Below are 11355 nucleotides of genomic sequence, written 5' to 3'. Positions count from 1 at the left end.
CGTACGGGTCTCGTACGGGCGCGGCCCCTCGGCCGTACCGGGGCGGTCCTCGGCTCCGGGACGGGGAACCGCAGCCGGCCCCCGGAGGGTGGGAGGGTGGCACCCATGCGCGCCGCCCGCCTCATCAAGATGGTCCTGCTCCTCCAGTCGCGTCCGTCGATGACGGCCGCCGAACTGGCCGCCGAGTTGGAGGTGTCGGAGCGGACCGTGGCCCGGGACGCGCTCGCCCTGTCGGAGGCGGGGGTGCCGGTGTACGCGGCCCGGGGCAGGGCCGGTGGCTACCGACTGGTCGGCGGGTACCGCACGCGCCTCACGGGGTTGGCGCGCGGCGAGGCCGAGGCCCTGTTCCTGTCGGGGCTGCCCGGCGCCCTGCGGGACATGGGGCTCGCGGACGCGGCTTCGGCGGCCCGGCTGAAGGTGTCGGCGGCGCTGCTGCCCTCGCTGCGGGACGCACACGAGTCGGCGGCACGACGCTTCCACCTGGATGCGCCCGGGTGGTACCAGGAACCGGAGACCCCTGAGCTGCTCCCCCCGGTGGCGGAGGCGGTGTGGGACGACCGGCGGGTGTCGGCCCGTTACCGGCGCGGGGACGGGACGGAGGTGGAGCGGCGGCTCGAACCGTACGGCCTCGTCCTCAAGGCGGGCGTCTGGTACGTGTGCGCGCGTTCCGGTTCCGCCTTCCGCACCTACCGGGTGGACCGGTTCACTGCGGTGGAGGCGGGCGGGGAACGGTTCGAACGGGACCCGGACTTCGAGCTGTCCGCGTTCTGGGAGGAGCGGTCGGCGGAGTTCGCCCGCTCGCTGTTGCGGGCCGAGGTGGTGCTGCGGCTGTCACCGGCGGGCGCCGACCGGCTGCCGCACGTCACGGACCGCGGGGCGGCCGCGGAGGCACTGGCGGCGGCCGTCCGGGGCGGGGACGACGACCGGGTGACGGTGACGCTGCGGGTGGAGAGCGAGGAGGTCGCCCTCGGCCAGCTCCTCGGCCTCGGTGCGGACGCGGAGGTGCTCGCCCCGGCCGCGCTCCGGGAGCGGTTCGCGGCAGCCGCACGGGGGCTGGCCGCGCTGTACTCCTGAGACGTCCGCGGACCGGCCCGGAGAGCGACGGTCCGCACGGGCCGGTCCGGGAGCGCCCGGCGGGGTCCTCCGCCCTACCGGTGGTCGGCCACCGCGGGCGTCCCGGTCTCCTTCGCCACCAGGAAGCCCCAGCAGTCCGGGCGGGAGCCGTCGGCGTCGGTGAAGCCGTACTCGGCCGCCAGGTGCCCGCTGGAGAGGGACCGACCGGTCCACCGGTGCCGGTCGGGGTCGGCGGCGAGGGCGGCGACGGCCCGACCGACGTAGACGGGTGACTCGGAGATGCCGAAGTCGGGGGCCTTCCCGAGGGCGTCGCGCCAGTTCTCCTCGGTGACGCCGAAGGAGGCGAGCATCTGCTCGGACCGGAGCCAGCCGGGAGTGACCGCGACGGCCGTGCCGCCGTACTCCGCCAGCTCCTTCGCGAGGCCGAAGGCCATGCGGATCGGGGCGTTCTTGGCGAGGTCGTAGTAGAGGTTCTCGCGGAAGCGGGTGCCGTTGTAGGCGGCGGTGCCGTCGGTGACCTCCACGAGGAGCCCGCCGGGATTGCGGATCAGCAACGGAACCGCGAGGTGCGAGGTGACGGCATGGGTGCGCACGCCGAGTTCGAGCATCCGCAGGCCGTCGGCGAGGTCGAGCTCCCAGCTCTTCCTGCCGAAGGCGGAGCCGATGAGGTGCTCGCCGCCCCAGAGGTCGTTGACGAGGACGTCGAGACGACCGTGCTCCCGGTCGACGAGGGCCCGGACCCGCTCGGGCTCCAGGTGGTCGGTGGGGACGGCGATGCCCTCGCCGCCGGCGGCCGTCACCAGTTCGGCGGTCTCCTCGATGGTCTCGGTGGTGCGGCCGACCTCGCTGGGCTCCCCGCGGGTGGTGCGGCCCGTGACGTACACCGTGGCTCCGGCGGTGCCGAGTTGGACGGCGATGGCCCGTCCGGCGCCCCGGGTGGCACCGGCGACCAGGCAGATCCGCCCCTTCAGGGGTGTGTCGTGCGTCGTCATGGGCACCAGGCTGGCAGGAAAGTACGACACCTTCTGTCCGGATTCATTTCGGGCTTTCCGGGTGCGTCGGATCGCGCGAGCCACGATGCTGGTGCCGTGATGGACGAGACCGAGTTCTGGGAGATCATCGACGCCACCCGCGAGGCCGCCGAGGGCGACTCCGAGGAGCAGGCCGATCTGCTCGTGGAGCGGCTGACCCGGCTGGACCCCGACTCGGTGCTCGACTACGCGCGCCATTTCGAGGCCCGCTACAACCGGGCGTACCTCTGGGACCTGTGGGGTGCCGCAGCCGTCCTCTTCGACGGGGCCGGTGACGAGGTCTTCGACTCCTTCCGGTGCTGGTTGATCGGGCAGGGCCGGGAGGTCTACGAGGGGGCGGTGCACGATCCGGACGCGCTCGCGGAGCTGCTCGGCGACTTCGACGTGGAGATCGACGGGGACGGCGAGGAGATCGGCTTCGCGGCGGACGAGGCGTACGAGGCGTTGACCGGCGGCGAGACTCCCGACCTGGGCATTCCGATGCCGGGGGGAGAGCCGCTCGGCACCCCCTTCGACCTGGAGGACGACGACGTGCTCGCGGGCCGCTTCCCGCGGCTGTGGGAGCGCTTCGGCTCGGCATAGCTCCGGGACGCCGGCTCCGTACGGGCCGGGAGCGCGGACGGTGAGGTGCGCGCCCCGGACCGGCGGGACCGGGCGGCCGGTCAGAAGTGGGTGCCGCCGTCGATGCGGACCTCGGTGCCGGTGATGAAGGCGCCGTCCTCGGAGGCGAGCATCGCGACGACGCCGGCGACGGTCTCGGGGCCGGCAAAGCCCTGTCCGAGGGCGGGGGCGAGCTTCGCGAAGAGCGAGAAGTCGGTGTCCTCCGGGAGGCCCGGGCCGACGCTCTGGCGGCTGGCGCCGGTGCCGTCGGTCATGCCGGAGGAGATGGAGCCGGGCTGGACGGCGGTGAAGCGGATGCCCTGCTTGGCGTACTCGGCGGCGAGCGCGTGGGTCATGGACTGGATGCCGCCCTTGCTGGCCGCGTAGGCGGACATGTAGGGGTGGGCGAACACCGCGGAGGTGGAGGAGAAGTTCACGACGGCGGAGCCCCTGCCCTCCAGGAGGGCGGGAATCGCCTCGCGGATCACCAGGAAGGTGCCCGTCAGGTTGATCCGGATCACCTGCTCGAAGGCTGCCAGGCTCGTCTCGTGGGTGTGCGAGGAACGGAGGATGCCCGCCGCGTTGACCAGGACGTCCAGGCCGCCGAGCGCCTCGACGGCGGCGGCGACCCCGGCCCGTACGGAGCCCTCGTCGGCGACGTCCACGATGACGGTGGTGAGGCGGTCGGCGGCGTCCCCGGCCTTGGCCGCGGTGTCCTTGAGGCCGTCCTCGCTGATGTCCGCGGCGACGACCCGGCCGCCCTCGGCGAGCATGCGCAGGACGGTGGCCTGGCCTATGCCGGAGCCGCCGCCGGTGATGAGGGCGCGGCGTCCTTCGTAACGGGTCAGCTGGTTCATGGCGGCAACCTCTCGATGTCGAGCTTCCTGGGAACGCCGCCACGGTACGCCCGAGTGGCACGTTTTGCCACATCTGCACATCACGCACGTCAGGCATCCACGGGCGTACGCTCGTCGGGTGAGCACCAAGTCGAAGGGCGCCGCGCCCCCCTCCCCCTCGCTGACGGAGCGCCGGAAGGCCGCCACCCAGCTGGACATCGCCCGCGCCGCCGCCGAGCTCTTCGCCGAGCACGGCCCCGACGGGACCACCGCCGAGGAGATCGCACGACGGGCCGGAGTCGCCCTGCGCACCTTCTACCGCTACTTCCGCTCCAAGCAGGACGCCGTCGCGCCGCTCCTCGCGAGCGGCGCCGACCGGTGGCGGGAGCAGCTCGCGGCGACGGCGCCGGAAGGCCGGTCCGGCCTCCCCGAAGCCCTGGAGCGCTCGATCGCCGCATCGCTGACCCCGGAGACCGCCACGGAGGCGGAGGCGTTGCGCTGGACGCGCGGACTGCTGCGGGCCGCCGCCGAGGACCCCGCGCTCCGGGCCGTCTGGTACCGGGTCAACCAGGAGTCCGAAGAGCGGTTGCGCGGGGTCATCGGCACGCTCGCCGGACCGGACGCCACCCCGCTGGAGGTGCGGCTCGCCGCGGCGGCGGCCACCGATGCCATCCGGATCGCCCTGGAGAGCTGGGCGGAGGCACCGGAGGGCGACGCCGGGGCGCCGGCCGCCCTCGCCGTCCGCTGTCTGCGCGAACTGACCGGCGGCATCCGGCTGATGGGGCCCGGGGGCGGCGGGCAGGGGGCCGCCGTGCCGGAAGGGCCGGCGGACTCCCGGGAGTGACGGCCGACCGCCGCCCCGGCCTCAGCCGACCAGCGAGCGCCCCATGAGCACGTCGTCCACGTACGCCCCGTCGAGCAGGAACTCCCCCGGCAGCACGCCCTCGACCGCGAAGCCCTCGGAGGCGTAGAGCGCACGGGCCGGCCCGTTGTGCCCGAGGACCCGCAGGGTCATCCGGACGGCCCCCTGCGCCCGGGCCCGGTCCATCGCGGCCCGGAGCAGTTCCCGGCCGACGCCCTGCCCCCGGGCCGCTTCGGCGACCGCCAGGCCCTGGATCTGGCGGACGTGGGAGTTGGCGGCGAGCGGTGTCGGCGGCACCACCCGGACGAAGCCGACGACCCCTTCCCCGCGCACCGCCACGAGGTAGTCCCCGGGCACGTGGCGCGCGTCGAAGAAGGGTTCCTCCGGTCCGGGCGCGGGTTGCACCGCGTGGAGGGGCGACCAGGTGACCCGGTCGAGCTCGGCGAGTGCGGCGTCGTCGCCCTGGACGGCCGTCCGTATCTGCGTCTCCGACACGATCATGGTGGTCACTGTGCCATGCGCCGGCCCGGGGAGGGCAGGATGGTGGACATGCAGCGTTCCGTCCTCCGCAAGCGCGTCGCCGTCACCGGCGCCTCCGGGCTCATCGGCTCGGCCCTGGTCCGTTCCCTTCGCGCCGACGGCCACGACGTCCTCCGTCTCGTCCGCCGTCCGGCCCGCACCGCCGACGAGGTGGAGTGGGATCCGAAACGGCTGTACGTGGACGCCGCCGGGCTCGTCGGCGTGGACGCGGTCGTGCACCTGGCGGGCGCGGGCGTCGGCGAACGCCGCTGGAACGAGGCGTACAAGAAGGAGATCCGCGACAGCCGGGTGCTCGGGACCACCGCGATCGCCCGGGCGCTCGCCTCCCTCGCGGACCCTCCGGAGGCACTGGTCTGCGGCACGGCGCTCGGTTTCTACGGGGACACCGGCACCCGCGCGGTGGACGAGAGCGCGCCCGCCGGCGCGGGTTTCCTGCCCTCGGTCTGCGTGGAGTGGGAGGCCGCCGCCGCGCCGGCCGAGGAGGCCGGGATCCGGGTCACGTACGCCCGCACGGGGCTGGTGGTGGCCCGGGAGGGCGGGGCGTGGGGACGGCTCTTCCCGATCTTCCGCGCCGGGCTCGGCGGACGGATGGGCGACGGCCGCCAGTACTGGTCGTACATCTCCCTGCACGACGAGGTGGCCGCCCTGCGCCACCTCGTCGACACCCCGTCCCTGTCGGGTCCCGTGAACCTGACGGCCCCCGAGCCGGTCACCAACCGCGAAGTGACGGCGGCCATGGGCCGGGTGCTGCGTCGACCGACCCTCTTCACGGTGCCCGCCCCGGCCCTGAAGTTCGTCCTCGGCGACTTCGCCCAGGACGTGCTGGGCAGTCAGCGGGTGCTCCCCGGGCGCCTGTTGGAGACCGGATTCGACTTCGCCTTCCCGACGATCGACGACTCGATCCGGGCGGCCTCGCGCTGACTGCGGGCCGCCCCGCCCCCCCCTCGACCGCCCCCTGCGCGCCCCCGTGCTGCGTGCACCCCGCCGCGCGCGGGACGACTTCCGTGGGAGCGCTGCCTAGGCTCGGTGCCCACCGCTCGATACGAACTGCGAACTCCGGCATTCCGGTGGCCGGTTGGGGGCATAAGGCATCCCACCGGCGGCGCCGACCTGGGGAGGGGCACGTGCTCAGTACCGCAAGTAGCGCACAGCACAGGGACGTCGGGGAGTCCGTCGACGTCGTCATCGTGGGAGCCGGCATCGCGGGGCTCGCAGCTGCCCGCCAGCTCATCGACGCCGGGCTCGCCGTCGCCGTCCTGGAGGCGGAGCCGCAGCTCGGCGGCCGGCTGGCCACCGACTCGGTGGACGGCTTCCGGCTCGACCGGGTGGGGCCGCTGCTCACCCTCTCGCCCGAGGACCTGCGGGCGACGCCGGGGCTCGACGGGCTCGCGCTGCGGCCGTTCGCCCCCGGAGTGCTCGTGCACAGCGACGGCCGGTACGGCCGGTGGGGCGTTCCGCACCCGCGCCGGGCGGGCGGCCACCGGAGCGGCGGGGTCCACCGGGGCGTGGGGGGAGCGTTCAGCATGGCGCGCGCCCTTGCGAGCGCCCCCCGCAACCCGAGCGCATCGCTCGACCAGGCCCGGCTGGGAACGTCCCTCGTCCGACTCGCCGCGACCCCGACCCAGCGGCTGTTGACGCGCCCCGAGCGGAGCGCCCGGGAAGCCCTGTCCGCACGGCTGCCGGCCCGCACCGTCCATGGGGTGCTGCGCCCCCTGCTCGCCGCGCTCCTGGCCGACCCCGACCTCACCACGTCGAGCCGTCGCGCCGACCTCGCCCTCCGGGCCTTCGCCCTGGGGCGGCCCGCCGTGCCCGCGGGCGGTGCGGCGGCGCTCCCGGAGCTCTTCGCCGCCGCGCTGCCCCCGGGCACCGTCCGTACCGGCGTCCGGGTCACGGACGTCTCCGTCGCCCGGGTCGTCACGGCCGAGCACGGCGTCCTCGGCTGCCGTTCGGTGCTCCTGGCCACGGGGGCCCGGGCGGCGGCGGAACTCCTTCCGGGGCTGCGGGTGCCCGGCTTCCACCCCGTCACGGTCCTCCACCACACGGCCCCGCTGCCGCCCACCGCGGATCCGACGCTGCTCCTGGAGTCCGACCCGGGCGGGCCGGTGGCCCACACGGCGGTGATGAGCGCGGTCGACCCGTCCCGGGCTCCGGCCGGCCGCACCCTGATCACCTCGACGGTGCTGGGGACGCCCCCGGACGACACGGAGCGCCGGGTCCGCAAACACCTGGCCACGCTCTACGGCACGTCGACGGACGACTGGGAGCTGCTCGCCCTCCACCACACCCCGGACGCCGTTCCGGCGATGCCCCCGCCCCACGACGACCGCCGCTCGGTGCGGCTGCTGGCCGGCTTGTACGTCTGCGGGGACCACCGCGACACCAGCACCGTCCAGGGCTCGCTGAGCTCGGCCCGGCGCGCCGCGACCGCCCTGCTGACCGACCTCGGCGTCCGCCTCCCCCGGGCGGTGCCGGCGAGCGGGGCGGCCTGACCCCGTCGGAACCGGGCACGGCCGGCTCCCCGCCCGGTGCACGGGAGGGGAGCCGACCGGCCGGGCCGGGCGCCGTCCCCCGGTGCGCGGGCCCGCCCGGCCCGGCGGGCCCGTCAGCCGATGGCCGCCACCCGGTCCCGGTAGCTGCGGGCCGCCGCCGCATCACGGTAGGGCTCCAGACGTCGCTCGAAGTCGCGCACGTACTCCACGGCCCGTGCCGACCGCATCTCCGCGGCCTGCTGCGCCGCTTCCGCGCCCAGCGCGCACGCCTGGTCGAGCTCTCCCAGGGCGAGTCGCGCGGTGGCGAGGACGACCCGGCAGAAGAGGCGGCTGCGGGCGAACCCGGGGGCGCGGAGCTGGAGGGCCCGCTCGGCGTGCTGGGCGGCGGCCCGGTACTGCTGGAGGTCCCGGTGGCAATGGCCCAGCTCGTCGGCGAGCTGGGCCTCGTCGAACATGCGGGCCCAGTACGGCACCTCGTCGCCGGGCCGGGCCGTCTCCAGCGCCCGCTCGGCGCGGACCAGGGAGGCACTGCACGCCCGGGCCTCGCCGAGGACCGCGTGGCCCCGCGCCTCCACGGCGTGCAGCATCGACTGGACGACCGGGGGCGCGGCGGGCCCGACGCCCTGCTGGGCGACCCGGGCGAGCTGTACGGCTTCCCGCCCGTGGCCGAGGTAGACGGCCTGGCAGCTCATGGTGAGGAGCACGTACGAGCCGTAGGCCCGGTCCCCGGCGGCCTGGGCGAGGCGCAGCGACTGGACGAAGTACCGCTGGGCCAGGCCGTGGGCGGCGATGTCGTACGAGGTCCAGCCGGCGAGCCGGGTGAGGTCGGCGGTCGCGGCGAAGAGGCGGCGGCCGGTGGCCTCCCCGTACGTGCCGCGCAGCATCGGCTCGGCCTCGTGCTCCAGGTAGCGGACGAGGGCCTGGCGGGCGTGGCCCCCGCCATAGGCGTGGTCGAGGGTGCGGAAGAGCTCGCCCACGGAGCGGAGGGCGGCGATGTCACCGCTGGAGACCCGCTGGCCGGGCCCCCGGTCCGTGCTCCGTTGGCGGGGCACGGAGGAGCGGCCCTGGGGAGGGACCCGCGGGTCGTGGGCGGGGGTTCCGGTCGGAGCCGACGGACGGGCGGCGGGTCCCGGCGGGAGCTCCCCGCGGCCGACGCGCTCGTCGGCCCGGCCGATCAACCAGTCCCGGCTGGGAACGACCAGCCCGGCCGGGGTGAAGGCGATCTTGCGGAGTTCGACGTGGCTGCCGGAGTCCTTGCGCCACAGACCGCTGACGATGTCGACGGCCTCTTCGGGGGTGGCGGCGAACTCCAGGCCCGCGTAGACGGGCGCGCAGGCGTCGAGGCCGAGGTCCTGGGCGGAGAGGCGGCGCCCGAGGCGACGGGTGAAGACCTCGGCGATCAGGGCGGGGGTGGTGCCGCGCGGCTGTTGGCCGCGGAGCCAGCGGGTCACGGAAGTCTTGTCGTACCGCAGGTCGAGCCCGTGTTCCAGACCGAGCTGATCGACCCGTCTGGCGAGGCCCGCGTTCGAGAACCCGGCCTCGGCGATGAGCGCGGCGAGCTGGCGGTTCGGGATGCGCTGCGGTGGTCGTTCCGTCATCAGCTGTACGGTCTCCTGCCTTCCGGGTCCGGGCGACAGTCCCGTCGGACCCTCGTGGAACGGCGCGAATTTAGCGGTCCCCGCGGCCCGTACCGCCACCTTCGCCCCACATTCATCCGATCGTGTGAGGATTGATGGCATCGCTGACGCATGCGCCTCCGGTCACCTGCCCGAGGGGCGTCCGCAACACCGCCGTACAGTGGCATGGGCGCGAATGACGCATGGTGCCGAGCCGGCCCGGGATGATCCCCGGTCCCCGGTGCGCGGCACCCAGGAGGAGGCATGGCCGTGAGTGAGCTGCGATTCGTCCGCCTTGGGTTCGGCGCGGAAGCCGTCGACTACCAGGTGGCCTGGGACAAGCAGCGCGAGGTGCACGCCGCGCGGTTCGCCGACGAGATCGACGACACCTGTCTGCTGCTGGAGCACCCTCCGGTCTACACGGCCGGGCGGCGCACCCAGGAGAACGAGCGCCCGCTGGACGGGACGCCGGTGGTGGACGTCGACCGGGGCGGCAAGATCACCTGGCACGGCCCCGGCCAGCTGGTCGGCTATCCGATCATGAAGCTGCCCCGCCCGGTGGACGTCGTCGCACACGTGCGCCGCCTGGAGGAGGCCCTGATCCGCACGGCCGCCGAGTTCGGCGTGGCGACGACGCGGGTCGAGGGGCGCAGCGGGGTGTGGGTGCTCGGGGACCCGGTGGAACGGCGCCCCTCCCTCGGCGGGCTGTCGCTGGACTTCGACCCCCGCCTGAACGACGAGGAGTTCGACCCCCGTCTGAACGGCCCGGAGTACGCGCCGTCCAACGCGGGCCAGCGCCGCGAGGACCGGAAGCTCGCCGCGATCGGCATCCGGGTCGCCAAGGGCGTCACCATGCACGGCTTCGCCCTCAACGTGAACCCGGACAACGCCTGGTTCGACCGGATCATCCCGTGTGGCATCCGTGACGCGGGCGTGACCTCGCTCGCCAACGAGCTGGGGCGGGATCTCTCGATCGAGGAGGTGCTCCCGGTCGTGGAGGAACACCTGCGGGACGTCCTGGAGGGCGCGGAGCTCAAGCCGCGCGAGGTGGAGCGGGCCGCGGAGCCGGCTTCCGCCTGAGGAATGCCGAGCTCTGGCCATGGGTTGGTCAGAGCGTCAAGGCATGGGAAGCAACGGGCGTACCCTGGTGTGCGCCGAAGAATCGAAGCTACAGGAGCCGATGTGTCCGCAGTCGCACCCGACGGACGCAAGATGCTGCGCCTGGAGGTCCGGAACGCCCAGACCCCCATCGAGCGCAAGCCCGAGTGGATCAAGACCCGCGCGAAGATGGGGCCGGAGTACACGAAGATGCAGGGCCTCGTGAAGAGCGAGGGGCTGCACACGGTCTGCCAGGAGGCGGGCTGTCCCAACATCTTCGAGTGCTGGGAGGACCGGGAGGCGACCTTCCTCATCGGCGGCGACCAGTGCACCCGACGCTGCGACTTCTGCCAGATCGACACGGGCAAGCCCGAGGCGCTGGACCGTGACGAGCCGCGCCGCGTGGGCGAGTCGGTCGTCACCATGGACCTGAACTACGCCACCATCACGGGCGTCGCGCGCGACGACCTGGAGGACGGCGGCGCCTGGCTGTACGCGGAAACGGTGCGCCAGATCCACCAGCAGACGGAGGGGCGCGCCGACGGCCGGACGAAGGTCGAGCTGCTGGCACCCGACTTCAACGCGGTGCCGGAGCTCCTGGAGGAGGTCTTCGACTCCCGCCCCGAGGTCTTCGCGCACAACGTGGAGACGGTGCCGCGGATCTTCAAGCGGATCCGCCCCGGCTTCCGGTACGAGCGCTCCCTCGACGTCATCACCCGGGCCCGTGACTACGGTCTGGTCACGAAGTCGAACCTGATCCTCGGCATGGGCGAGACCCGCGAGGAGATCAGCGAGGCCCTCCAGCAGCTGCACGACGCCGGCTGCGAGCTGATCACGATCACCCAGTACCTGCGCCCCTCGGTGCGGCACCACCCGGTGGAGCGCTGGGTGAAGCCGCAGGAGTTCGTGGAGCTGAAGGAGGAGGCCGACGAGATCGGCTTCTCCGGTGTGATGTCGGGCCCCCTGGTCCGCTCCTCGTACCGCGCGGGACGGCTCTACCAGCAGGCCATGGAGCGGCGCAGTCGAGCCGGAGCGTAGGGTGCGGGTCCGTCCGAGGCACGAGGACGGGCACGCGCCCGCAGCGGTGGCGAAACGGAGCGCGACCGGGACTCGCGAGCGGCGCAGTCGAGCCGGAGCGTAGGGTGCGGGTCCGTCCGAGGCACGAGGACGGGCACGCGCCCGCAGCGGTGGCGAAACGGAGCGCGACCG

11 protein-coding genes are annotated in these 11355 nt (G+C 74.2%); 7 read left to right on the top strand and 4 right to left on the bottom strand.

The genetic code is table 11. From position 1 onward, the window contains the following. The first annotated feature begins 105 nt into the window (after positions 1 to 105). The gene (locus ACFW2Y_RS28470; protein ID WP_384884930.1) at positions 106 to 1074 is read left to right on the top strand and encodes a helix-turn-helix transcriptional regulator; all 969 of its coding nucleotides are present in this window, start codon (positions 106 to 108) and stop codon (positions 1072 to 1074) included. A gap of 74 nt (positions 1075 to 1148) precedes the next feature. On the opposite strand, the gene ACFW2Y_RS28465 is transcribed toward ACFW2Y_RS28470, so the two are convergent. Continuing rightward, positions 1149 to 2066, bottom strand: coding sequence for an SDR family oxidoreductase (locus ACFW2Y_RS28465; RefSeq protein WP_384884926.1), 918 nt, complete (start codon positions 2064 to 2066; stop codon positions 1149 to 1151). Between the two features lie 99 nt (positions 2067 to 2165). Here ACFW2Y_RS28465 and ACFW2Y_RS28460 point away from each other — a divergent pair, with 99 nt between their 5' ends. Next, a complete protein-coding gene (locus ACFW2Y_RS28460) occupies positions 2166 to 2687 on the top strand; it encodes a DUF4240 domain-containing protein (protein WP_384884928.1) in 522 nt (173 codons plus the stop codon). Positions 2688 to 2767: 80 nt separating this feature from the next. Here the strand turns inward: ACFW2Y_RS28460 and ACFW2Y_RS28455 are convergent, their stop codons facing one another. Then, positions 2768 to 3562, bottom strand: a complete 795-nt coding sequence (locus tag ACFW2Y_RS28455) for an SDR family NAD(P)-dependent oxidoreductase (protein WP_384884924.1) — start codon at positions 3560 to 3562, stop codon at positions 2768 to 2770. A gap of 118 nt (positions 3563 to 3680) precedes the next feature. On the opposite strand from ACFW2Y_RS28455, the gene ACFW2Y_RS28450 reads away from it, so the two are divergent. Then, entirely contained in the window at positions 3681 to 4385 is a 705-nt protein-coding gene (locus ACFW2Y_RS28450; RefSeq protein ID WP_384884922.1) for a TetR/AcrR family transcriptional regulator, read from the top strand. 21 nt (positions 4386 to 4406) lie between these two features. Here ACFW2Y_RS28450 and ACFW2Y_RS28445 read toward each other — a convergent pair whose 3' ends face one another. Next, a complete protein-coding gene (locus ACFW2Y_RS28445) occupies positions 4407 to 4904 on the bottom strand; it encodes a GNAT family N-acetyltransferase (protein WP_384884920.1) in 498 nt (165 codons plus the stop codon). A 39-nt stretch (positions 4905 to 4943) separates the two neighbouring features. Between ACFW2Y_RS28445 and ACFW2Y_RS28440 the strand changes: the two genes are divergently transcribed. Both ACFW2Y_RS28440 and ACFW2Y_RS28435 read left to right on the top strand, forming a co-directional pair. Continuing rightward, positions 4944 to 5864, top strand: coding sequence for a TIGR01777 family oxidoreductase (locus ACFW2Y_RS28440; RefSeq protein WP_384884918.1), 921 nt, complete (start codon positions 4944 to 4946; stop codon positions 5862 to 5864). 203 nt (positions 5865 to 6067) lie between these two features. After that, the gene (locus ACFW2Y_RS28435) at positions 6068 to 7432 is read left to right on the top strand and encodes an FAD-dependent oxidoreductase (protein WP_384884916.1); all 1365 of its coding nucleotides are present in this window, start codon (positions 6068 to 6070) and stop codon (positions 7430 to 7432) included. Positions 7433 to 7545: 113 nt separating this feature from the next. Here the strand turns inward: ACFW2Y_RS28435 and ACFW2Y_RS28430 are convergent, their stop codons facing one another. Continuing rightward, a complete protein-coding gene (locus tag ACFW2Y_RS28430) occupies positions 7546 to 9030 on the bottom strand; it encodes a regulator (protein ID WP_384884914.1) in 1485 nt (494 codons plus the stop codon). 288 nt (positions 9031 to 9318) lie between these two features. Here ACFW2Y_RS28430 and lipB point away from each other — a divergent pair, with 288 nt between their 5' ends. Continuing rightward, the gene (gene lipB / locus ACFW2Y_RS28425; protein WP_384884912.1) at positions 9319 to 10128 is read left to right on the top strand and encodes a lipoyl(octanoyl) transferase LipB; all 810 of its coding nucleotides are present in this window, start codon (positions 9319 to 9321) and stop codon (positions 10126 to 10128) included. Between the two features lie 102 nt (positions 10129 to 10230). Continuing rightward, positions 10231 to 11184: a lipoyl synthase gene (gene lipA, locus ACFW2Y_RS28420; RefSeq protein ID WP_384884910.1), complete on the top strand. Its 954-nt coding sequence runs from the start codon at positions 10231 to 10233 to the stop codon at positions 11182 to 11184. Positions 11185 to 11355: the final 171 nt, after the last annotated feature.

Source organism: Streptomyces sp. NPDC058877, from assembly GCF_042742855.1.
Taxonomy (GTDB): Bacteria; Actinomycetota; Actinomycetes; order Streptomycetales; family Streptomycetaceae; genus Streptomyces.
This window is presented reverse-complemented; position numbering and strand designations above follow the sequence as displayed.

Coding starts and splice junctions, on each gene's coding strand:
- ACFW2Y_RS28460 (WP_384884928.1), top strand. CDS start 2,166: ATGGACGAGACCGAGTTCTGGGAGATCATCGACGCCACCCGCGAGGCC.
- ACFW2Y_RS28430 (WP_384884914.1), bottom strand. CDS start 9,030: ATGACGGAACGACCACCGCAGCGCATCCCGAACCGCCAGCTCGCCGCG.
- ACFW2Y_RS28455 (WP_384884924.1), bottom strand. CDS start 3,562: ATGAACCAGCTGACCCGTTACGAAGGACGCCGCGCCCTCATCACCGGC.
- ACFW2Y_RS28470 (WP_384884930.1), top strand. CDS start 106: ATGCGCGCCGCCCGCCTCATCAAGATGGTCCTGCTCCTCCAGTCGCGT.
- ACFW2Y_RS28440 (WP_384884918.1), top strand. CDS start 4,944: ATGGTGGACATGCAGCGTTCCGTCCTCCGCAAGCGCGTCGCCGTCACC.
- ACFW2Y_RS28465 (WP_384884926.1), bottom strand. CDS start 2,066: ATGACGACGCACGACACACCCCTGAAGGGGCGGATCTGCCTGGTCGCC.
- ACFW2Y_RS28445 (WP_384884920.1), bottom strand. CDS start 4,904: ATGATCGTGTCGGAGACGCAGATACGGACGGCCGTCCAGGGCGACGAC.